The sequence below is a fragment of the Sphingomonas paeninsulae genome, from assembly GCF_003660165.1.
Taxonomy (GTDB): domain Bacteria; phylum Pseudomonadota; class Alphaproteobacteria; order Sphingomonadales; family Sphingomonadaceae; genus Sphingomonas_O; species Sphingomonas_O paeninsulae.
Window position 1 is genome coordinate 305,506 of sequence record NZ_CP032828.1, and the last position, 21,574, is coordinate 327,079.

The 21,574-nt window shown below is 57.1% G+C and carries 23 protein-coding genes and 2 pseudogenes; 13 read left to right on the plus strand and 12 right to left on the minus strand.

Annotated features, from left to right (window positions below; all coding sequences use genetic code 11):
- Nucleotide 1 precedes the first annotated feature (1 nt).
- The 4 genes from D3Y57_RS02620 to D3Y57_RS02635 all read right to left on the minus strand — a co-directional run bounded on the left by D3Y57_RS02620 (nt 2) and on the right by D3Y57_RS02635 (nt 6,285).
- The gene (locus tag D3Y57_RS02620) at nt 2–907 is read right to left on the minus strand and encodes a Rieske 2Fe-2S domain-containing protein (protein ID WP_239025801.1); all 906 of its coding nucleotides are present in this window, start codon (nt 905–907) and stop codon (nt 2–4) included.
- A gap of 321 nt (nt 908–1,228) precedes the next feature.
- Nucleotides 1,229–2,980: a D-lactate dehydrogenase gene (dld, locus tag D3Y57_RS02625; protein ID WP_121152083.1), complete on the minus strand. Its 1,752-nt coding sequence runs from the start codon at nt 2,978–2,980 to the stop codon at nt 1,229–1,231.
- Nucleotides 2,981–3,038: 58 nt separating this feature from the next.
- Entirely contained in the window at nt 3,039–4,061 is a 1,023-nt protein-coding gene (locus D3Y57_RS02630; RefSeq protein ID WP_162986905.1) for an aromatic ring-hydroxylating oxygenase subunit alpha, read from the minus strand.
- 34 nt (nt 4,062–4,095) lie between these two features.
- Nucleotides 4,096–6,285, minus strand: a complete 2,190-nt coding sequence (locus D3Y57_RS02635) for a TonB-dependent receptor (RefSeq protein WP_162986906.1) — start codon at nt 6,283–6,285, stop codon at nt 4,096–4,098.
- Between the two features lie 361 nt (nt 6,286–6,646).
- On the opposite strand from D3Y57_RS02635, the gene D3Y57_RS02640 reads away from it, so the two are divergent.
- The 3 genes from D3Y57_RS02640 to D3Y57_RS02650 all read left to right on the plus strand — a co-directional run bounded on the left by D3Y57_RS02640 (nt 6,647) and on the right by D3Y57_RS02650 (nt 8,759).
- The gene (locus tag D3Y57_RS02640) at nt 6,647–6,832 is read left to right on the plus strand and encodes a hypothetical protein (protein WP_121151095.1); all 186 of its coding nucleotides are present in this window, start codon (nt 6,647–6,649) and stop codon (nt 6,830–6,832) included.
- A 636-nt stretch (nt 6,833–7,468) separates the two neighbouring features.
- Nucleotides 7,469–8,521, plus strand: coding sequence for a Leu/Phe/Val dehydrogenase (locus D3Y57_RS02645; protein WP_121151097.1), 1,053 nt, complete (start codon nt 7,469–7,471; stop codon nt 8,519–8,521).
- Nucleotide 8,522: 1 nt separating this feature from the next.
- Complete coding sequence (locus tag D3Y57_RS02650) at nt 8,523–8,759, plus strand: hypothetical protein (RefSeq protein ID WP_121151099.1); 237 nt, start codon at nt 8,523–8,525, stop codon at nt 8,757–8,759.
- Between the two features lie 24 nt (nt 8,760–8,783).
- On the opposite strand, the gene D3Y57_RS02655 is transcribed toward D3Y57_RS02650, so the two are convergent.
- From D3Y57_RS02655 to D3Y57_RS02665, 3 genes and pseudogenes are all read right to left on the minus strand, one after another.
- The gene (locus tag D3Y57_RS02655) at nt 8,784–10,049 is read right to left on the minus strand and encodes a dihydrolipoamide acetyltransferase family protein (RefSeq protein ID WP_121151101.1); all 1,266 of its coding nucleotides are present in this window, start codon (nt 10,047–10,049) and stop codon (nt 8,784–8,786) included.
- Nucleotides 10,049–11,052: pseudogene (locus tag D3Y57_RS02660) on the minus strand (alpha-ketoacid dehydrogenase subunit beta). The gene D3Y57_RS02655 and the pseudogene D3Y57_RS02660 overlap by 1 nt, the downstream one beginning before the upstream one ends.
- An 8-nt stretch (nt 11,053–11,060) precedes the next feature.
- A complete protein-coding gene (locus tag D3Y57_RS02665) occupies nt 11,061–12,290 on the minus strand; it encodes a thiamine pyrophosphate-dependent enzyme (protein WP_121151103.1) in 1,230 nt (409 codons plus the stop codon).
- 309 nt (nt 12,291–12,599) lie between these two features.
- Here D3Y57_RS02665 and D3Y57_RS02670 point away from each other — a divergent pair, with 309 nt between their 5' ends.
- The 5 genes from D3Y57_RS02670 (at nt 12,600) to gst (ending at nt 15,109) form a co-directional block, all read left to right on the plus strand.
- Nucleotides 12,600–13,067 carry an Lrp/AsnC family transcriptional regulator gene (locus D3Y57_RS02670; RefSeq protein WP_121151106.1) on the plus strand — a complete coding sequence of 156 codons (468 nt, stop codon included), beginning with the start codon at nt 12,600–12,602 and terminating at the stop codon, nt 13,065–13,067.
- 152 nt (nt 13,068–13,219) lie between these two features.
- The gene (locus D3Y57_RS21275) at nt 13,220–13,636 is read left to right on the plus strand and encodes a dienelactone hydrolase family protein (RefSeq protein ID WP_347400376.1); all 417 of its coding nucleotides are present in this window, start codon (nt 13,220–13,222) and stop codon (nt 13,634–13,636) included.
- Nucleotides 13,606–14,190: a DinB/UmuC family translesion DNA polymerase gene (locus D3Y57_RS02680; protein WP_488349813.1), complete on the plus strand. Its 585-nt coding sequence runs from the start codon at nt 13,606–13,608 to the stop codon at nt 14,188–14,190. The genes D3Y57_RS21275 and D3Y57_RS02680 overlap by 31 nt, the downstream gene beginning before the upstream one ends.
- On the plus strand, nt 14,181–14,288 hold the full coding sequence (locus D3Y57_RS21720; protein WP_488349814.1) for a DUF4113 domain-containing protein: 108 nt from the start codon (nt 14,181–14,183) through the stop codon (nt 14,286–14,288). Before D3Y57_RS02680 ends, D3Y57_RS21720 begins: the two co-directional genes overlap by 10 nt.
- Nucleotides 14,289–14,401: 113 nt before the next feature.
- Nucleotides 14,402–15,109, plus strand: coding sequence for a glutathione transferase, Atu5508 family (gst, locus tag D3Y57_RS02685; protein WP_121151108.1), 708 nt, complete (start codon nt 14,402–14,404; stop codon nt 15,107–15,109).
- A 10-nt stretch (nt 15,110–15,119) separates the two neighbouring features.
- Here the strand turns inward: gst and D3Y57_RS02690 are convergent, their stop codons facing one another.
- Nucleotides 15,120–15,605 (minus strand): DUF4232 domain-containing protein, encoded by a 486-nt coding sequence (locus D3Y57_RS02690; RefSeq protein WP_121151110.1) that lies wholly within the window; start codon nt 15,603–15,605, stop codon nt 15,120–15,122.
- Nucleotides 15,606–15,731: 126 nt separating this feature from the next.
- Here D3Y57_RS02690 and D3Y57_RS02695 point away from each other — a divergent pair, with 126 nt between their 5' ends.
- The gene (locus tag D3Y57_RS02695) at nt 15,732–16,058 is read left to right on the plus strand and encodes a hypothetical protein (protein ID WP_121151112.1); all 327 of its coding nucleotides are present in this window, start codon (nt 15,732–15,734) and stop codon (nt 16,056–16,058) included.
- 116 nt (nt 16,059–16,174) lie between these two features.
- Here the strand turns inward: D3Y57_RS02695 and D3Y57_RS02700 are convergent, their stop codons facing one another.
- Complete coding sequence (locus tag D3Y57_RS02700; RefSeq protein ID WP_239025815.1) at nt 16,175–16,357, minus strand: hypothetical protein; 183 nt, start codon at nt 16,355–16,357, stop codon at nt 16,175–16,177.
- 288 nt (nt 16,358–16,645) lie between these two features.
- Here D3Y57_RS02700 and D3Y57_RS02705 point away from each other — a divergent pair, with 288 nt between their 5' ends.
- Both D3Y57_RS02705 and D3Y57_RS02710 read left to right on the plus strand, forming a co-directional pair.
- Nucleotides 16,646–17,053, plus strand: coding sequence for a DUF4174 domain-containing protein (locus D3Y57_RS02705; RefSeq protein ID WP_121151116.1), 408 nt, complete (start codon nt 16,646–16,648; stop codon nt 17,051–17,053).
- Nucleotides 17,054–17,160: 107 nt separating this feature from the next.
- Nucleotides 17,161–18,069 carry a HEPN domain-containing protein gene (locus D3Y57_RS02710; protein ID WP_121151118.1) on the plus strand — a complete coding sequence of 303 codons (909 nt, stop codon included), beginning with the start codon at nt 17,161–17,163 and terminating at the stop codon, nt 18,067–18,069.
- Nucleotides 18,070–18,090: 21 nt separating this feature from the next.
- Here D3Y57_RS02710 and D3Y57_RS02715 read toward each other — a convergent pair whose 3' ends face one another.
- Together D3Y57_RS02715 and D3Y57_RS02720 are read right to left on the minus strand one after the other, a co-directional pair.
- Nucleotides 18,091–18,834: an RES family NAD+ phosphorylase gene (locus tag D3Y57_RS02715; protein ID WP_121151120.1), complete on the minus strand. Its 744-nt coding sequence runs from the start codon at nt 18,832–18,834 to the stop codon at nt 18,091–18,093.
- Nucleotides 18,812–19,189, minus strand: coding sequence for an MbcA/ParS/Xre antitoxin family protein (locus D3Y57_RS02720; protein WP_121152084.1), 378 nt, complete (start codon nt 19,187–19,189; stop codon nt 18,812–18,814). Before D3Y57_RS02720 ends, D3Y57_RS02715 begins: the two co-directional genes overlap by 23 nt.
- Nucleotides 19,190–19,371: 182 nt before the next feature.
- Between D3Y57_RS02720 and D3Y57_RS02725 the strand changes: the two are divergent.
- A pseudogene (locus D3Y57_RS02725) lies at nt 19,372–19,725 on the plus strand (IS21 family transposase); the annotation flags it as partial.
- 35 nt (nt 19,726–19,760) lie between these two features.
- Nucleotides 19,761–20,537, plus strand: a complete 777-nt coding sequence (istB, locus tag D3Y57_RS02730; RefSeq protein WP_121151122.1) for an IS21-like element helper ATPase IstB — start codon at nt 19,761–19,763, stop codon at nt 20,535–20,537.
- Between the two features lie 157 nt (nt 20,538–20,694).
- On the opposite strand, the gene D3Y57_RS02735 is transcribed toward istB, so the two are convergent.
- Nucleotides 20,695–21,567 carry a hypothetical protein gene (locus tag D3Y57_RS02735; RefSeq protein ID WP_239025802.1) on the minus strand — a complete coding sequence of 291 codons (873 nt, stop codon included), beginning with the start codon at nt 21,565–21,567 and terminating at the stop codon, nt 20,695–20,697.
- Between the last annotated feature and the right edge of the window lie 7 nt (nt 21,568–21,574).

Below are 21,574 nucleotides of genomic sequence, written 5' to 3' on the forward strand. Positions count from 1 at the left end.
ATCACCTGATGAAATCTGCTGCTGGATTGGAGCGCGGAAAAGAACGCAGCATTTGAAGATACCGGCCAAGCGATGTGTCGCCGCGAGTCATCACGCCCGGAGCATAGTGAATAGTATTGAGAATATCCCGATCTTCCTCGGCGGTTCGGCGGATCAAGTCCGTCGCGATGTCTAGCCGCTCCTGAGTAAGCGACTTGCCTTCTGGGGTATCGCCGGCGTTTTCGACGAATATCGAAACATAAGCACGGTGAAAGCCCGGTCGGGGACAGCTGTAACCCAGCGCCGCCGCCATCCACCAACCTTCGTAAGTGCCTTGTTGCCAGAAAAAACTGCTTCCCCGGATGCCTACGATCCAGTCGATCGCGACACCGCCCTGATGATCTGCCGAAATGGCATAATCGAACCCATTCTCAAGCCAACGCACATCTTTGTGAGGATCGTCATGCTTGAACTGGATGCCGTGCACGGCCTTGATGTGCTGCATGTCGGGCGTGTTGCAGGAGAAGACCCACCCGTCGCAGCTATATTCATCCGTTATGAAATTGCGTTGTACCAGACCATCGATTTTTTTATCAAGCTCGGGGAGCTCCCACTTAGGCTGAACTCCGTTATACGCCCAAACGATTCCAAATTTCTCTATCGTCGGGAAATTGTAGATACGCGCAGCACTCGGCGCCGGATCACCGATCCCAGTCATCACGCACTGCCCGCCGCCGTCATATTGCCACCGATGGAAAGCGCATTCGACATTTTCGCCAATCACGCGCCCCTGCGACAAGTCTGCGCCCATATGAGGGCAATAGGCACTCTGCACCCTAACCACGCCACTATCCCCGCGGACCGCGATCACCCGGCCACCGAGAAACTCGCAACCCATCAACTGACCGGGACCGACCTCCTCAGACAAACATATTGGATACCAGCTCTCATAAAATAAGCCCTCCTCGCCATCACGTGGCATAGGCCTTACGCTACGGCGCGGTACTTCTAGATCGCCTTTAACTGGAACGCGGGCGGCACTCATCGCCGCAAACCTTCGATCACAGTAAAAGGCCGCTCAAAGAGCAGAAAATTGTCAACCATCGGATCTTTCCGCCTCCTAATTCACACGCTTTTCGTTCGCGCTCTGTCAGGCTCATTCTAGGCAGAACGCAGTGCGATGAAATTCCTCGAAAGGCGGTAACGCGACGAGATCGCCGTCTGCCCCCTAGCCTAAAGAGGGTAATGGTTATCGAGAATCTCTTTGGGACGACTGCCAATGTCGCTCTCTAGATGTCTGTCCAATACCCGGATTCAGAGCGTTGCGTGGATCAAGCTCCTGATAGAATTCACGTAAAGCCGGCTTGGCGCGGTATACATGGCCAACATTGTGTTCGGCAGGGTATTCACCTCCGCGCTGATCAAGCGATGCACATATCTGGGCTTTTACCCAAGCGCAGTCGTGACCCTTTCGCACGATATAGTCCTGGTGAAGGACCTGGCAGAAGAAATGCCCATAATAGAGCTTGTGCAGCAAGGCGCCATCAACGTCCGGCGGAAGGGTTTCGAACCAACTTGTCGTATTACGGGGAAGAGCCACATCGATGGCGACGATATCTTCGACCGTCTCATGGTGAATGGCGCGAAAACGAATGGCGGCACCCGCCGCTACAAAACGATGGAGTTGCGCCTTGCGACGCTCAATGGGCGTGCATTCAAAATAATCACCACCCCGAGCGCCAAAATAATTCTGCAAAACCCGGCGTGTCTCCTCTATTCCTGCCCCCGCTTGATCAAGGAGCAGCGTATGTTCGTAACGCTTACCGAAAGAGAAGACTCGCTGTGGGAGATGCGCAGGTAAGTGCCGCACGAGTGCTTGCAAAATTCGATCTGACGGATTGGCAGCACGCAGTTTCATCCGACCTAGAGCAGAGTCGATACGGCTTTTAAGTGCGAATAACGCCGGCAGAAAACGAGTGCCTAGCCATTCGATGACGAGAAAGCTGTCCTTGCCATAGCGCACGGCGATATCGAACATATCGCGATGGAGATATTCCGCCGAAACCGGTAATATCGCGCATTCGGCCAGCATCTTTCGGCGTAAGTCTGTCAAAACCGCCGGATCGTCGGTTCCTATATAGAATAATTTGCGCTCGTCCTGGGCCGGGAAGGTATCGAGCCGCACCGCAAACACGATCAGTCGCCCGGCGCTCCCGGATACTTCGAATAAGCGACGAGGGTCAGCATTGAAGCGTGCCGGTATGTTCGCATCGATATCGCGCACATAATGCTCATAGTCTGGATCGGACGCGGCTCGTTCGTCCGCCAGCAAGTCTAAATTGCCATATTCACGCCGATCAAGGCGCCATAATATCTCTTCTGGGTCATCCCCGAGAGCAATGCCTAGATGATTGATGAGCCGAAGCCGACCGTCAGGGTCCAGCCGCGCATATAGCGCCAATTCTGTATAGGCTGGACCACGATGGACCAGCGCACCGCCGGAATTATTGCAAACGCCCCCAATAACCGAAGCACCGAGGCATGAGGAGCCGATGACGGAATGAGGTTCCCGGTGGAACGGTTTGAGAACCTGTTCGAGCCGGTCAAGGGTGGCGCCCGGCAAGCAAACCACTTGCCGACCATCTCTGATTGGATGGATCCCGTTTATTCGAAGGGTATTGATGATAACGATAGGGCGATCATAATTATCTCCGTCGGGTGTCGACCCTCCGGTAAGCCCGGTATTGGCTGACTGTATGATCATGATGAAGTCTGCAGCGGCGCAATGCTGTGCGACCTGCCATTGTTCTACCAGACTACCTGGGCGAATTACCGCCAGTACCGGACCACCGCCAGATCGAAATCCTGTACGATAGCGACGAGTCCGAGCATCGCCGATCAAGACATGCCTACGTCCGACAATTCTTCGGATGACATGGATGACCCCATCGTGGACCGTTGATCTGGTCGATGGGATTACGTCAAAATCGATAGGAGTCATGGTCATTGTTCAACCGAATTCCGGTTCTGGCATTCCCTGCTGGATTGCCATGTCTCGGCTATTGGACAGCTTTTGCCGTTTCGACCGTATCGAATGCCTGCTTATCGATACGACGGCGGATCGCTGCGGACGCGCTATCCCCGACGGTTATATTACGAAGCTTCGCACTGCTCCGCTCCATCGATCGTTGCGCCGCTTCGAGCACAGGACGATCCTCGTCATTAAATGCCCTCTCGCCCACTTCGGCAATGGCATGAGTTAGGGCATCGTCATCAAGGTTGAAATCACGCGCAAATAGCCAAAAATAATGGGTGCTATTCTCTGTTTCCGGCGTCAGAAGATGGGCAAATGGCAGGCTCCAGCCCTCAGATCGGGGAGACCCTATTGCTGTAACCGTAAGGTCTAGATAGCAACTTCCACCTCCGCGCCAGTCCATTGAGGAATATTGGTCGATCCGTTCCGACTTGGTCCAAGCCGCATGCCAGACCACAGGGGGCGGCACATCTGGGATATTGTAATAGATGGTTACCCGGTCTGGGGTACGCTCAACGCGGGTGACTGACACTTTGCTCGCACCGGGCACTCCGACACTACCGGGATGTAGATACTCTGCGTGCGACAGGTCGAACAGATTATCCACCATTAGTCGATAATCGGCCGCTACCCAAGTATAGCCCATCCCGGTTGTAAAGCGCTCGGGAGCCTCGAAAACCGGATAATCGGGAATGATGGCAGAGTCTGCAATATCCGGATCTCCCAGCCATATCCAAATCAACCCATAGCGTTGCACGATGGGAAAGGTTTGCACGCGCAATCCGTCCGGTCGACCATCGGCAATATGGGGATTGACCCGGCAAACACCCTTTCGATCGAATTCAAGGCCATGATAAATGCAGCGCAGCCGGTCCCCAACCACGCTGCCCATATGCAACGGAACCGCCCGGTGGGGGCAAATGTCGATCAAAGCCGCCGGTTCCCCGTCGTCTCCTCGAAAGAAGACGACGGGGATATTCAGGAGAGTCCTGGCCAGCGGGATGGCGACCACTTCGACAGCAGTCGCTCCCACATACCAGGCGTTCAAGACTAGACTCATCGACTGCCCCTCTTTTAGCTAATCAATAATTGAAACCGAGTGTCACACCGTAGGTCGCAGGTTTGGCAGCCTGACGAAACCGCGTGTCGATAAACTGGAACACACCATTCCAATAATATTCATTCGTGATGTTTTTGCCCCAGACCGTTAGCTTCCAGCGATCGTCTTTGCTCTCGATACCTGCACGCAGATCGACAAGCGCATAGCCTCGGATACGGAAGTCGTCATAGACGCCGATCGTAGAATATGACGCACTGCGCTGCGTCACGCTGGCTCCGACAAAAGCCTGTTTGATGCCGCCGATTGCCCAAACATATTGGGCATCGCCCACCGACTGCCATTTTGGCGAATAGGGGAACTGGGCACCGGCGAAATTCACAACGTCGCGATTAATATCGACACCGGAAAACCGCTGGACTCTTGTATTCAGATAGGTAACGGATCCGCTAAGTGTCAGGCCCTGCATAGGCCTCGCAATGATCTCTCCCTCCAGGCCCCACACACGCGACTTGGGAATGCTCACCAACGTTTCGAGTAGCCCGAAAAAGGGATCGAGAATACGTCCACGAAGCTGCTTGTCCTTGTAGTTATAGTAGAATGCGCTTGCATTAACCTGCAGTGCGCGATCCAGCAAAGGTGCCTTTACGCCCACTTCATAAGCGAGCAGAGATTCCTGCGGAACGGGCCGAAACTGTATCACGCTTGTCGACGATACGGCAGGAATGCTGCCTGCCTTGTAACCCTTGCTAACGCTGGTGTAGAGTAAAACTCCGCTTTCGAATTTTTGGTTTAAGCCTAAACGCCATGACAGGCTGTTCTGGTTCAGTTGTTCCACGACGTTTGTTGGCAAGAAATTGTCGTCCAGGACGATGCACCCACCCTTTACCGCGGGCCTCGCTAGCTGGCCCGTGAAGAGCTGCTGGAGGAAATTGACGTCTGCGGCCAGCGCACCATCGATATCCCGTGTACAGCCGTCAAAAGCACGCCGCGACCAAGTATATCGCGCACCAGCTATTACGGACAGGTTAGGGCTCAGTTTAACGTCTGCGTTGCCAAACAGAGCGTAGGTGTTGAGGCGGGTATCTGTTGGCGTCTCCGTGCTTGTAAATGCCGGGATACCGGGAATTACAAGCGCCGAAGACAGGAAACGGGTCGCATAGTAGAATTCGTCGAAGATCTTTGCGTGCGCATAATAACCGCCGCCGACCCAATTAACCGGCCCGGTCTTGCCGGACAATCGCAACTCCTCGTTGAAGGACTCGATCTTGCCACTTGTCCGTGTATCCAGGTTCTGGATGTCAGTTGCGTCTGAGTCGGAGTATTTAAGTGTTTTCAGATTCTGATAGCCGGTGAGTGACGTAAGTGTGATCTCCGGTGAAATCTCATAATCGGCCCGAACGACTGTTTGAAAAAAGCGGTCGTGCATCCGCATCGGCCATTCAGGACTCCAATCGGCAGCTCGCGCATTTTTGGGGGCTGTCGGGTATCCGTTAAGATAGCAGTTGCTAGGAAGCGAGCAAGTGACCGCCTGTAGCTGGTTGGCCGCAAAATCGGAGTTGTCACGCCATCCGTTGAAATTAAATGACATCTTTAGTCGGTCCGTTGGCGTCCAATCCAACAATAGACGTGCGGAAAGCTGGCGGGTCGCACCAAGAGAGGCGTCGCGGGTGTAGCTTTTTTGCCACTCACCTCCCTCAATTGCGCGAAACGACAAGCGCGCTCTCAACGTGTCGCTTATCGGACCGCTCACGTAACCGGCTAGATCTAGCGGTGACAAATGTCCGTAACTGGCCGTGCCGCCTGCTGCGAATTCACCCGTCGGCCTTGCGAGGATGTAGTTGATTGCCCCTCCCGTTGAGTTTTCGCCATAGAGAGTCCCCTGAGGTCCCTTAAGCACTTCGACGCGCTCCACATCCAGAACGCTGACCTGGGTCATGATGGGAAAGGCAAGAGGTGCCTCATCGACATACACAGTCACGGCAGGAGCAACGGCCAACGACGATTCGTAAAAACCGACCCCTCGTAAGGTATAAACCGGCGGACCGCTGATGGTGGGCGTGAACGTAAAGCCCGACACCACCTTGACAAGATCCGACGTATCCGAAATTCCGCGATCCTTCAGTGCTTCGGACCCGATAGCGGTGATTGAAAGGCCGATGTCGTTGATTGACTGCCTTCGCTTCTGTGCGGTGACAACTATGTCATTAGACAATACTTCCCCCGCGCTTGGTTTAGCGGTTTCAGCGTTAACGTCTTGAGCATGTGCAGCGGTAGCCCATGGCAGGGCGACACTACTCATTGCAAACGCCACAACAGTTCGCATTTTCATTCGATTATCGGCCATCGATTTAACCCCCACTTGGTTATCCTGAACTGTTGGAGATATGCGCGCTGGCAGAGTCCCGCGAAATTCGGCAAAACAGGGTAAGGCAGAACCATAAAGAGGGTATTAAACGAAAAGGAGTACGGGGAGTCCCCTGCTGTCGCTGGCGGTGAAGTGCTCTCCCACAAATGGCGTTTGAATATTCCCTACTTCTTTTACGTTCGGACTGTCCGAGGCGATCTGGCGTGCCGTGTTCGAAGCGCTGGCCGCAGAAGGTGGCCCACCAAACGCGACCCTAATCGACCGCACGCGCGTCAACGCGCAGCGGGCGAAAAGGGGAGCGTTGTTCCAGGCTATCGGCAGCAACTGGCGCGGTCGCAATACCAAGTCCACGCCATCACGGATCGACTTGGTCGTCCTCTCGCCTCCCTGTTGACGCGCGGGCAGCCGCAGACTGCCGCATAGCCGAGCCTCTGCTAACCACCTTGCCCAGACGGTGCATCGTGCATGCCGACCATGCCTACAACACCAATAGCATCCGCGATCTAATCGAAGAAGAGGGTACCGTTCCCAACAACCCGCCGAAAAACGATCAACGTTGAATATGCTGCTTCAGCAAAGCCCCTACAAGGGTCGCAGCGCCATCGAGCGAATGTTCTGCCGCGTGAAGGACTGCTGACGTCTTGCCACTCGACTAAGATTAGTTTGCCGCCCGCTTCCTCGGAAACATCTAACTCACAGCCGCCATCATGTTATGGTTACGAGATCGGCAGCAGCTAACAAAAACTGGCGACGAAGCGATACAACACCTTGAACCCTGGGCTCGAAGGAAAATGCCGGCAATTCAGCAGATCGCAATGCTAACTTTATCTGCTGTCGATGCAGCCCGCGTGAGATTCAGAGTCGGTTGAGTCCAGCGACAGAAAGCACCGTGCTTAACGTGATCGCATAGATCCTCTTCTTATAGGGAGATTCCTGCAAATATGATGCTCCAACTTCATCATTCTAAGGTAAGTTGGCAGTTTTTATCACGTTTATGGGTGTTAATATTATTCCGAAAGGAGAGCGGCACATGGTTCGAAGCTCTTACGGTTCAGATTTTCCAGAGCGGCAGCATGTCATCAACGATCCCGAAACTGGGGTTCGCGGAATTATCGCGATTCACTCCACGGTACTGGGACCAGCGGCCGGAGGCTGTCGGTTTTGGCATTATGAAAACGACGTGGACATGGTGCAGGATGCCGTTCGACTTGCGCGCGGGATGAGCTACAAAAACGCCATGGCAGATTTGCCGTTTGGTGGTGGCAAGGCAGTACTACAGCGCCCGAAAGGCGATTTTGATCGGGCCACAATTTTCCGGATTTTTGCCGAAGCCGTCGAGGACCTTGGCGGTGCTTACGTCACTGCGGAAGACGTCGGGACAACGATCGACGACATGAAAGCCATCCGCCGTCACACCCGATACGTGGCCGGCCTGGCCCCCCAACCCGGCAAGGCAGGCGGTGACCCCTCACCCTGGACTGCGCTTGGCGTCTTTGAATCGATGAAGGTTGCAGCACGGTTCGCACTTGATGCCGATCTCAGCGATCTCACAATCGCCGTGCAGGGCACGGGTAACGTCGGTGGAGGGTTATGTTCGCTGTTGGCGCAAGCTGGCGCAAAGTTGATCATCGCCGATGTCACGCCGGGTCGGCGCGATGTGCTTGCTGCCACTCATGGTGCAACTATCGTCGATGTGAGCGAAATTGCCGGTGTCCAGGCCGATGTCTTTGCTCCGTGTGCGCTTGGTGGCGCGCTCAATGAGCGCACGATTCCCATGCTCAAAGCGAGGGTGATCTGCGGCGGCGCCAATAACCAACTTGCGACGCCCGCAGATGGTGAAGCTCTGCTTGCCCGGGGGATCACTTACGCCCCTGACTACGTCGTAAATGCCGGTGGCATCATCAATGTTGCAGCCGAGTATCTCGGCGAAACCACCGATCAAGTGAGGGAGCGTGTCCATCGCATTGGGTCAAGGCTCCGTACCGTCCTTGACCAGGCGTCCCGCGAGCATCTCCCGGTGAACGTTGTGGCAGACCGGCTGGCGCAGCAGATTATCACAGAAGGAGCAAAGGTAGCAGCTTGAGGTGGCGGCCTTTTTCAACATCTGGGCATCAGCCGACGCCCAGATCCTGCCACGTTTGCTCGAATATTTCGCTCAGCGCGATCTGCTCACGTCGCAGGTTTCAGCACGCATCAATGGTGACGAGATGACCGTCCTGATCGTGACCGACGCATTGTCACGATTTCAAGCCGAGGTCATTTCAGAGAAGATGCAACAGAATGTCTTGGTCAGCCGCGTTACGTTGACGCTGGCTGACTAAGGTCGTTGGGGCCTCCAACCAATTCTAGTCCCCGAACAGCAAAACAGGTGTTTCGACGAATTTGCGGACAGCCTGGACGAAGCTTGCGGCATCCCAGCCATCGACGACACGGTGGTCGCAACTGATCGAAAGGTTCATCAGCTTGGCAATGGCGATTTCGCCGTCGCGCATGACGGGGCGCTCAACGATCTTGTTGGGGCCCACGATAGCGACTTCGGGCCGGTTGATGACCGGAGTGGTTACGATGCCGCCAAGTGGGCCGAGCGAAGTCACGGTCAGCGTCGAGCCGGAAAGTTCCTCCGACTTTGCCTTGCCCAAACGCGCGGCTTCGGCCAGCCGAACAATCTCTGCTGCCAGTTGCCAGACGTTCATGCTCTCTGCATTTCCGATAACCGGAACCATTAGTCCCGCATCGGTCTGCGTCGCCATGCCGAGATGGACAGCGCCGTAGCGCGTCACGACACCCGCCTCGTCATCATAACGTGCGTTGATCATCGGAAATTCGGGGATCGCCTTGCAGATCGCAACGATCAGCAGGGGCAGCATCGTCAATTTTGGCCGGTTCCCGCGATTGGCATTCAGATCACCGCGCATTGCTTCCAGTGCGGTCACATCGAATTCGTCGACATAGGTGAAGTGAGGGATATGGCGTTTTGACGCGGCCATGTTCTCCGCAATGCGGCGGCGCATACCGATGATCTTGATCGGCTGATCGGCACGTGGCGCGGCGTTACCGGCGCGATAGCCCTGAGTATAACTCAGATAAGCGTCGAGATCGCTGTGCCTGATCCGACCGCCTTCACGAGCCTTTACCTGAGCCAGATCGACGCCAAGGTCTTTTGCCCGCGCGCGAACGGCAGGCGAGGCCAGCACCGCATCATGTTCGGTGGCACGGGGAGCAACCGGAACCTCGATGGGGGCCGCCTCCGTTGCGACGGCAACGGCTGCGGGTTGGACTACGGCTTCGGCTTTTGGCACCTCAACGACAGCGACCGGTTGCGAGGTCTCGGCATTGACCGGATCTTCAACCGGCGCCTCGCTGCCATCATCATCGACCTCGATCACCACCAGTGCCGAGCCGATCGGGATCAGGTCGCCCACTTCGCCCGCAACCTCGACGACCACACCCGAAACCGGTGACTCCATCTCGACCGTCGCCTTGTCCGTCATCATATCGGCAAGCCCGGCATCTTCCTCGACGCGGTCGCCGACCTTCACGTGCCATGCAACGATCTCTGCCTCGGCTATGCCTTCGCCAATATCGGGCAAACGGAATGTAAAACGCGCCATCAGTTTCCCATCACACGGTTCAGGGCGGCAACCACGCGCGCCGGCCCCGGAAAATATTCCCATTCGAAAGCGTGGGGATAGGGGGTGTCCCAACCCGTCACCCGCTCAATCGGCGCTTCCAAAGCATAAAAACAATGCTCCTGGACCAGCGCGACCAGTTCCGCGCCAAACCCGCAGGTCTTGGTCGCTTCGTGCACGATAACGCAGCGCCCTGTTTTGCGGACCGAAGCGCAAATCGCTTCAAGATCGAGCGGCATCAACGTGCGAAGGTCGATGATCTCAGCATCAACGCTCGCATCACGTGCTGCCGCCAATGCCACGTGAACCATGGTGCCATAAGCCAAAACCGTAACGGCTTCTCCGCAACGCACTGTCTTGGCCTTGCCGAGCTCGACACGATAATGCCCTTCGGGAACCTCGCTGTCCGGATGGCTATTCCAAGTGTCCACCGGTCGATCATGGTATCCGGCAAAGGGGCCATTGTAGAGACGCTTAGGCTCGAAAAAGAGCACCGGATCATCATCTTCGATTGCTGCGATCAACAGACCCTTGGCATCATAGGGATTGGATGGAATAACCGTCTTCAATCCTGCGACGTGCGTGAAAATACCTTCGGGACTTTGGCTGTGAGTCTGACCGCCGTAGATACCACCACCATAGGGTGCGCGGACGGTCATCGGTGACCACCATTCTCCCCGGTACGATAGCGCAGTCGCGCGGCCTCCGAAATCAGCTGATCGGTTGCGGGGTAGATATAATCGGCGAACTGGATCTCGACGACGGGGCGCTTGCCATAGGCTCCCATACCCACCGCAACGCCGACAATGCCGCCCTCGGCAATCGGTGCGTCAAAAACCCGCGTAAGACCGTGCTTGCGCTGAAGCCCATCTGTTGCGCGAAAAACGCCCCCGAAATAGCCGACATCCTGTCCGAAGATTACCACCGAGGGATCAGCACTCAACGCGACATCCATCGCGTCATTAATGGCCTGGATCATGTTCATCTGACGCTTCACAGCATTGCCTGTGCGCGTTGCGCGCGGAGGTTTTCAGGCATTTCCTTGTAAACATCATCAAACATCGTTGAGGGATCGGGGCGGCCGCCCCCCGTTAACGTACCGTAACTTTCGGCTTCCTTGTCGGCCTCGCGGACGGTTGCCTCGGCCGCTTTCTGCATCGCAAGGTGCTCGACTTCGGACCATTGCCCGCCATTGATAAGATGCGCTTTGAGCCGACTGATCGGATCACCCAGTGGCCATCCTGCGGCCTCATCGCGCGGCCTGTACTTGCCTGGGTCATCGGACGTCGAGTGCCCTTCTGCACGATAGGTAAAGTGTTCAATAACCGTCGGGCCGCCGCCACGTCGCGCCCGCTCGGCTGCCCAGGATGTTACTGCGAAGACCGCAAGAAAATCATTGCCATCGACGCGAAGCGCGGGAATTCCATACCCCAGTCCGCGCGCGGCAAAGGTTGTGCGCTCGCCCCCAGCCACGCCTGAAAAAGATGAGATAGCCCACTGATTATTGACAATGTTTAGAATGACAGGTGCCTGGTAAATGCTGGCAAACGTCAGTGCGTAGTGAAAATCGCCCTCGGCCGTGGCACCCTCACCAATCCAGGCCGCCGCGATGCGACGGTCGCCATCCGAAGCAGATGCCATCGCCCAGCCGACTGCCTGAACATATTGCGTTCCGAGATTTCCCGAAATTGAAAAGAAACCAGCCTCTCGGCTGGAATAAAAAACCGGCATCTGCCGCCCTTTCAGCCGATCTCCACTGTTCGAATAGACTTGGTTCATCATGTCGACGAGCGGCCAGTTGCGCGCGATAAGCAGCCCTTGCTGGCGATAGGTTGGAAAACACATATCACCGCGTTCAAGCGCCATTGCGGCGGCCACGGCGACAGCCTCCTCCCCAGTTGATTTCATGTAGAAGCTCGTTTTGCCCTGACGCTGCATGCGCACCATCCGGCTGTCGTATGCACGCGTCAGCATCATCGCCCGCAGTCCTTCAATCAATGTCTCGACAGCCAAGTCCGGGTTCCATGACCCGACTGCCCGTCCGTCATCGTCAAGAACCCGAATGAGCTTGAATGGAAAATCACGAATTTCATCGGCAGCGACATTGGTTGGCGGACGATCCACGAGTCCGGCCGCCGGAATTGGGACACTCGAAAAGTCCCACTCAAAACCAGGCCGTGAAACTGGCTCGGGAACGTGCAGCCCCGCCCGCCCCTCAGCCACGGAAAGCTGCTCTGTATTTACCGGAGGCGCAAAGCGGCTGACCCAGAATAGCCGCACCCCGCTTCAAGTCTGCACAGACATCGGAACGTGACTGCCTTGCAAACCAAAACCTGAAAACATCATGGGAAAAGGCCCCCGAAAGCCGCCCCGCTGTCGCTTTGCGTTCGCGCCAAAGCTTTTTGTCCATGCTGGCTCACTCCTTCGCCGAAGGATTATCACGAGAACACCTGATAAAAATTGCTTGTTTTGCGAGAACTAGGCATAATACAGCTTCATTTATGTTCTATAACTAGATTTGATGGAGATATAATGCTAATTGAGTTGGATCCTCTCGATCGAAAGATCCTGGCCCTCTTGCAACTGGACTCATCTAAATCGACGACACAGATCGCCGATGAGGTCGGTCTGTCACAAGCGCCCTGTTGGCGCCGTATTCAACGGCTCAAGGAAACCGGGGTCATCAAGGCGCAAGTCAGCATATTGGACCGAAAAAAACTGGGACTGAACACCCAGATTTTCGCCCAGGTTAAGTTGTCGGCACATGGGAGAGCCCATTTATCAGATTTTTCCGATGCGATCCGCCAATTCCCCGAAGTCCTTGATTGCTTCGTTATGATGGGAACGGTCGACTTCATGCTCAGGATTGTCACCAAGGACATCCAAGCCTACGAGAATTTCTTCTTTCATACGCTTTCCCAAGTGCCCGGCGTACAGGAAATCAACTCGATGGTTGCCCTTTCTGAAATAAAATCGACCACAGAATTACCGCTTTATTGATCATACGAAATATAATACATCGAATCGATGGACTCTACTCGATAGAGACTTTGCGAGGCTGTTGACCCATGCAAAACCGGACAGGCTGCAATTGAGAGGCAGACCACGGTCAGGGATGGCAGACATGGGACGCTTTGCCGACGGGCCGTTGCATGACTTACGCTGGCCAATTTCGCCGGATAGCTAATGAAGCGAGCGACGCGGCATGGTGCCTTTCATTCACCCTCAATTCCTACACTGTTTTTATCACGTCGATCGGTTCACTTCGACTGAAAGCCCGGCCGAACCGCTTCGCAGCCGTTGCCAGCTTCCATGGTGGCAATCTTGCGACCGACGCACCCGGCAACCCGTATACCTATGCACCCAAGCTCAAAGCCGAGCTGTACATCGCCGCCGCTGAGAACAACGGTAGCTACCCGCTCGGCATGGCTGAAGAATTCGAGAATGAACTCGTCGGCGCTGAGCGTCATTACACTTTGACGTTCAGGCCCGTCGCGGCGGTAAGGCGTCCAAAAAGGTCTGGGGCATCGGTCCCGCCATGGCGGGACGGCTCCGACCGCTCGGGGTAAGGACCGCCGCCGATCTGACCGCGAGGCCGCCCGCGGTGGCGCGCGATGTCGGCACTGTCGTACTCGAGCGGTTCGTGCGCGAACTCAACGGCATTGAATGCACCGACTTCACGCCCGAAGCGGCACCGCTCAAAGGAACAGCGGTGACGCGCTGTTTTGGTGAACCCGTCACCGACGGCGACATGCTGCGCGAAGCGATGGTGCGCCGTGCGGTGCGTGCAGTGGAAAAGATCAGGGCGCAGGGGCTGCTGGCGACGCGGCTGATCGCCTTTGCTCATGGCAGCAAGTTCAAGCCGAACGCTCCTTCGGCGTCGCGGTCGGCGCGGCTATCACCGGCGACCGACGATCCACGAATTGTCGCGCAGGTCGCCGGGCAGATGGCGGATGCCATGTTCGTGCGCGGGTCGGTCTATACGAAATGCGGTGTCATGCTCGAAGGGCTGCATGCGCAGCACAGCCAGATCTGTTTGCCGCTGTCAATCCGCGGGCTGGCGAATTGCTGCTTGCCCTCGATGGACTCAACCAGCGCTATGGTCGGGGTACGATGCGGCTAGCGGCTGAAGGGCAAGGGGACCGTGCTTACGACACCAAGCGGAGCCAGAAGAACCCCGCCTGGACGACCCGGCTGGCGGATATCCCAGTCGCGCGATGATCAATTTGGTTTGCGGATGCAGAAGCGACGACCTTCGCATGGGCAGTTGACGCTCGCGGGATCACATTCACGATCCGACCGTTCCCTTATCGACGAAATTACGGAGACCGACAGTGGCGGATTATGATCTCTATTATTGGCCCGTGCCGTTTCGCGGGCAGTTCATCCGGGCAATCCTGGCCTATGCCGGTAAGAGCTGGGATGAGCATGACGCGGGCGAGATCGAAAAACTCATGACGGCGGCACCCCGGGATCAGCCGGTGCCCTTCATGGGGCCGCCGGTGCTGATCGATAACCGGACTGGCCTTGCGCTTTCTGAAATGCCGGCGATTGCGGTGTATCTGGGCGAAACCCTCGGCCTCATTCCGGACGACGCCGCAAGCCGTGCGATGACCGCCAAGATCGTCAACGATGCCAATGACGTGATCGACGAGATCACGATCGACGGTGGTCGGGAAATGTGGACCGCAGAGAGTTGGGACGCATTCGTGCTACGGCTCAAACGCTGGATGGCGTTTTGGGAAACGACAGGCGTGCAACACGGCCTGAAAGACGATGATGGCTTTTTACTCGGCACCGAAAAGGCCGGTGTCGCCGACATCGTGACGAGCACCCTTTGGTCGACGATGTCTGGCCGGTTTTCGTCAATCGCCGCGATGCTCGACGAAGCCGCACCGCGAGCGGCGGCTCTGTCGAGGCGGCTGCAGGAGGTGCCGTCGCTGAAAGCGCTGAAGGAGGATTCGGACGCGCGCTATGGCGAAACCTATTGTGGTGGTGAGATCGAGATATCGTTGCGCAAGGTTACGGCGAAGGCGGGTTAATCCAACACACTCAGTCTGCTGCAATGCCTTCCACCGCTCGCAGCGGGGTCTGGTTGAACAGCACTAGCTTTCCCGCTTCGCCATAGAGCACCGCCGCGATGGGCGCACGCAATGTTGACCCGTTGAACCTAACGGTGATCGTCGCCGCGCGAATGCTGTGGCTGTGCGGATAAACCGGCCCGGAAACCCAGCGCAGATCCGCCGTTGCCCGGTGGCCAGCGGCCAGACGGACCGGCATCATCACCGGGCCGGGGTGCATGCCGACCGGCGCACGGCGTAGTGCTTGCAGGGTGCGCCCGCGCACGTCGCGGAAGCCAATCGTCGGCAAGGCAGGCAGCGTGCAGTCTGGTCCCAGATTAAGGATCGAAAGCTCGGTTCCCGCATGTGACATGCCGTTGAAATCACCATCGCGACCGCTCAGCGACAGGCGAAGCTGCGACGGGCGGCAGGCGAAAACAACAGGCTGTGCGGCGAGCAGGAGGGCTGGGATCGGCATGATATGGTCCTTGAGTTACCGTGCGAGACATGAGCCGAAGGCCGTGAACGGGCGCTGACTTTCGGGAGGCCGACTGGCATCCGGGAACGCATCGGCAGCAGGCCGGTTCACAGGTTGACGGGAGACGTGGCGGACTATCCGACGACACCTGACGGTCGCTATTTTGTCGTTCGGGGAGGGCTCTGGCGCAAAAGCTCGCCGCTTTTGAGCGAGGCGCGTCGTCTGGAACTGGTCGGCGAACTCATGACCGCGAGGCGCGCTGTCGGGGTTGCTGGCAAGGACGGCAACCCGGAAGCCGTTGCCCTCGCGCGGAAGGACGTCGATTGTGCCAAGCGCGCGCTTGGTGAGCGTGGACCCGTGCGGTGGACGGACGGCGCGCCCGATCTCAACCGCAGGATGGCAGTGAACACGATTTATGCCGACTGGTATACGGCTCTAAGTTCCGAGGATTGATGTTCGCCATCTCAGACCCAATGATTTGGCATCGGCCATACGACTGCAGGCCATCTTCCGCTGGCAAGCTTCATGCCCTCGCGCGCGTCGGCGAAGGCCATAAGGCTCGTTTGTCGTCAGATAGGCTTCGCTCCGGGCGTTCCGCACTTGGCGAACTTCCCGTTGGCCGCCTTGCAGCGAACCGGTTTTCCAGCTGCCTTTGGCGGGCATTTCGTGAATTTACCCTTGGCGTCTTTGCAAGGTGCGGCAAGGACCGGCGTCGATAACAGTGCCAGTGTGGCAGCGGCGGCAAAAAACATGCGCATGGATTCTCTCCCTCGATTGAACCGGCACGAGGATGCCGACACGCGGTAATCAGCGCAAGCGTATAACCGCTGTCAGAATGCCGTGAATGAGCGCTCCGCCAACGAGCAGGGCGAGCACAGTAAACTCAATTTCAATCAGTGTCGGTCGGCGCATGGCATCATGATAGGCACGGGGAGTGACTATCGCATGAAGTGCTACTTAAGTGCATCGAGCCAAGTTAAGTGCATCGAGCCAAGAACGACAATGGGGGAGCCTGTCGGCTTTTGTCTCGTTCAACAGTGATGAGAACAGCAACGCCAATCATTGTCGCCCTTGGTCTTATCTCCACCGTGGCAGCGGCGGCCCCGACGATCGAGCAGATGCGAAGGAACCGGCGCGTTCTCATAGTGACAGCTCTGGCAGCGAGTGATGCCCGCGTTATTGAGCAGCAGGACGTTCTGATCGGCTGGAAGCATGAGGCGGAAGATCGCGATGTCACTGTCGTAGAAGTGATTGGCGACCAGGTTCATGGCGCGAGCGGCAATGTATCAATGCTGCGGCGGACCCGGCATTTGCCGATCAACAGTTTCGCAGTCATTCTCATTGGCAAAGATGGCCATGAGGCCATTCGATCTTCTAAACCGCTCACCGGTGAGATGCTGTCCGAGCGTATCGACGTGATGCCAATGCGCCGGGCCGGCCAGCGTTGATGTCATCCGCAAATTGAGAGTTGATGATTGAACCTCGGCGACCAATCGAAACACTTTATCCGTAATGAAAGCTTGCCCTTCTGCGTGAGGACCGCAAGAATCGAAACGTGCGCACAGACATAGACCATTTGCCACCGCGCCAGCAAAACGAGCTGGAGCGGGCGAAGCGGACGCTGATGGACGAGTTCACATCAGCCATTTCACGTGCCACTCAGCCGTGGAAAAAGAACGGCAAGATCCTCAAGATCATCCTCTTCGGCAGTTATTCGCGTGACGACTGGGTCGACGAGCCCGAAAATGGCTATCAGTCTGATTTCGATCTGCTCGTCATTGTCAGCCACAAGGACCTGACCGATATCGCCGACTACTGGTATGTCGCCGAGGATAAGATCCAGCGCGACAGCGAGATCGCGCGACCAGTCAACATTATCGTGCACACACTTGAAGAGGTGAACCAGTCGCTGCGGCGGGGGGAGTATTTCTGGGTCGATATCGCCCGCGATGGTATCTTGCTTTATGAGTTGCCCGGCAGCGCGCTGACCACACCGATGCCCCATAGCGCAGCAGATGCCCTCGAGATGGCACAGAGTTATTTCGGTGACTGGCTAGCGAAGATTGATAGCGCGCTAAAACTGGCAACTTTCGCGATCACCGAAGGCGAGCGGAAAGATGCAGCCTTTCTACTGCATCAAGCCGCAGAACGCGCTTACATTGGCTTTCTTTTGGTAAAGACACATTATTTCCCACCGTCGCATAACATTAAATTCCTGCGTTCGTTGGCGGAGGACAAAGAGCCGAGGCTAATCGCCGTTTGGCCGCGAGAGATGAGGTCTGACCGGAGACGGTTCGAATTGGTGAAGCGCGCTTATGTGGAGGCAAGATATTCAGACAGCTACGAGATTAGCGCTGAAGACCTCGCGGCAATCTCCTCTTGCGTGAGAACGCTCCGTGATATCGTCGAGGAGGTTTCACTCGAAAGGCTGGCACAGCTGCGAAGCGATGCCGGGATACCGTAGCAGTCTAGTGACGTTAATTTTCTACGGTGCCGACAGTCCGAATATCTCGAAGGTGAACGAATAGCGGGCGCTTGACGGAAATGCGGCAAACGCCGTGATCCGACCTGACTCATAGCGAAAGTGCCACGTCTGTTTGATCGCCGGCGTTAGCGCGGCAAAGCCTTTCGGATCTAGCAACGCGATGTTGGCGTGATGATCGGGCTGGCGCACGGACGCATATCGTATGAGCTGCGCGTCGATGGTTCGCGCGCTGGCAGCAAATTCCTGACACGCCGAATACTCGTTCGCGTCCATCCAGTGCGCCACCTGAGTATCGAAGGGTGCGCACGTCAGATCGAGCGCGCGATCCACGGCTACTGGAACGGTAAAGGCTGAATGCTCGACGACCGTGCTCGGCGGTACGAACCCCGGCGAGCGTGAGAAAAACAGAAGGCGCCAATAAGCGGTTTCCGCAACCGCAGTCTCGACATGCTCGGACCCATAGAAAATGCCTGGCCGTTCCTTGGCGCGGCGAAACCGTGACGCCCGCGAATGCCCATAACGAAACGGCGTACTCAACAGATAATGCAAGCCCCGCGCCGCAACCGGTAGCGTCGGCTTCACATCCTCGACGAGGCTTTCGAGCAACGCCTGCTCTTCGGCGCTGGCCGCAAGCCTGTTGGTGGAAATACGATGCTGTGCCTCGACCAGGCGCCAGACCTTGCCGCGATAGGGGCGAAAGTCGGCTGGCGTCGGGTCGGTGTCAGACGCGGGCGCGATAGTCATCGACGTAATTCGTAACCTCGCCGAGACCTTTGACCGAGCGGATCAGGTCGATGGGGCGGCCCTCGAGGTCGAGATTGGCGGTGCGCAGCCAGGACATAGCGGCATCATCATCACTACCCATCAGCGCATCGAGGCTACGGAACAGCCGTACCAGATACTGGCCGAGTTCGAACGCCTTGTTCGAACGGTCGAGTTCAAAACTACCCGAGCGCAGCCGTGATACCGAGGCTGCAGACAGTCCCAGCATTGCGCCGAGTTGCTCGTTCGACAGCTTCCAGCAGCCAGCGATTTTGCTGATTGCCTGAGTCAGCACGCGATTCTCGTCGTTTTCACGTGCCAATACCGCGGTTGCCATATCCATTCTCCTGAATGATTGAGCTACATATCATTCATAGGGATTGAACGACGCGTTTGCAATATCGGTTGTTGATTTCGACTGAGAGTTGACCCGGGAGGGGCGTAAATTTCGGCTGAGAATTGACCCATGTTTTGATCGTTTCTCCGGCTCTTGGGTCGGAGGATACAGGAGTGATCGACATGGCATTATTGAGTGTGATCCGTCGTTGGCATTTCCGTGAGGGGATGCCGATCCGGGAGATCGAGCGGCGGACAGGTCTGTCGCGTAATACGATCCGCAAGTATCTGCGCAGCGATGCGGTAGAGCCCAGGTTCAAGGTTCCGAACCGGCCGAACAAGCTTGACCCGTTTGCCGAGAAGCTGTCGGGATGGCTGCGGGTCGAGGCCGGCAAGTCGCGCAAACAGAAGCGCACAGCAAAGCAGATGCACGCCGACCTTGTCGTGCTCGGTTTCGACGGGGCTTACGGGCGCGTCGCTGATTTTGTGCGGTGCTGGAAGGCTGATCGCCAGCGTGAGCAACAGGGCCAACGTCGCGCGCTACGATACGCTGCGCGACAAGGAAATCCGCCATGCGTCATGATCCTGCCAGTGCCGCCGTCGTGGTCATGCTGCGCGGCCTCAAGATGTATGGCATGGCCCAGGCCGTCGGTGACCTGATCGAACAGGGTGCGCCCGCGTTCGATGCCGCGGTCCCGATCCTGTCGCAACTGCTCAAAGCCGAGGTTGCCGAGCGCGAGGTGCGATCGATCGCCTATCAGATCAAGGCGGCCCGGTTCCCAGCCTACAAGGATCTGGCAGGCTTCGACTTTGCCTCCAGCGAGGTCAACGAGGCGATGGTTCGCCAGCTGCATCGCGGTGAGTTTATCGATAGTGCCGACAATGTCGTTCTGATCGGCGGCCCTGGCACCGGCAAGACGCACGTCGCCACTGCGCTGGGCATCCAGGCCGTCGAGCATCACCGCAAGAAGGTCCGCTTCTTTGCCACCGTCGACCTGGTCAATGCACTCGAGCAGGAAAAGGCGGCCAACCGGGCAGGCCAGCTCGCCGAGCGATTGCTGCGCCTCGACCTCCTCATCCTCGACGAGCTGGGCTACCTGCCGTTCAGTCCGTCCGGAGGGGCATTGCTGTTCCATCTGCTCAGCAAACTCTACGAGCAGACCAGCGTCATCATTACCACCAACCTCAGCTTCAGCGAGTGGGCGGGCGTGTTCGGCGATCCCAAGATGACCACCGCGCTTCTCGATCGGCTTACCCACCACTGCCATATCCTTGAATCGGGCAATGACAGCTTCAGGTTCAGGGCCCGAGCCGCCACCAAAACAGGAAAGGAAAAATCAGCCGCTTGACCCAAACCCCGCATGGCGGGACAATATCCACCGGGTCACTTCTCAACCGAAATCCCGGGTCAACTCTCAGTCGAAATCAACAAACGAATGAAAGGCCGGACCTGAAAATCATGCTACATCGCCTGGCGAAGTGATGGGCATCATGTTGGAAATGCGATTAGAACCGGCGGTGATCCTGGCCGTCGACAAGGTCGCAGTTTCCGCGGAAGCCATAGGGTGCAGTTCCTACGATGCTGATTTGCCCACTCCGGCGGTTGATCGTGATCTGCGGCTTGTTGAGACCGTTGAGCCGATATTTGGCGGTGATGATTTCCGGTCCTGCGGAAACATCGTAGAGGTCCCACCAGCCACCATCACCCCGGCTGTTTATGGGTGGGATCAGCTTCTTGGGTAGTTTGATCCGGCCTCCGTTCGCCCAAAGCTGGAGCATGATGGAGGCATCGAATTGCTGCCCGGTCATCTCGGTCCGGTTGCCATAGTCATAGCGATTGGTGCGGCTGTTCCAGGACCAGCCATAGGTTGTCGCAAACCCCGGCCGCTGGCCGTCGCCGAAGCAGACGAGGCCAAGGTCGACGTCGCGTCCGTTATACTGATAGCGATCGGGGCCTTGGGCGTAGCTCGGCGACTGGCGCTGCGGTTGGCTGCCGCCGCGATAACCGATGTCGGGAGGCCGATAGCCGTTATCGGCAGGACGATTTCCGCCGTCTCGAAACTGGCTCTGCCGGTTTTCTTGACGACCGCAATCGGCGCCGGGGGTCGCGGTGATCGCATCGTAGCGCCCGTTCATCGTCGAAATGGTCACGCACTGGCGTTTGCTGGCATTCCACCAGTAGGCATAGCTGCGATCGTCGCCCGGCTCGCTGCGCACCGAGACATAGCCGCGTCGTTGCAGTTCCCCCTCCGCCTGACCCGCGCGCGCACCGACCATGTCTTCAAGACCGGTGGACTGCGCCCACGCGACACCGGAAGAAATGACGGTGGCGGTCACGGCCCCGACAAGGAGGGCTATCGAATTGTCACGAAAGAGCATGCTCGTC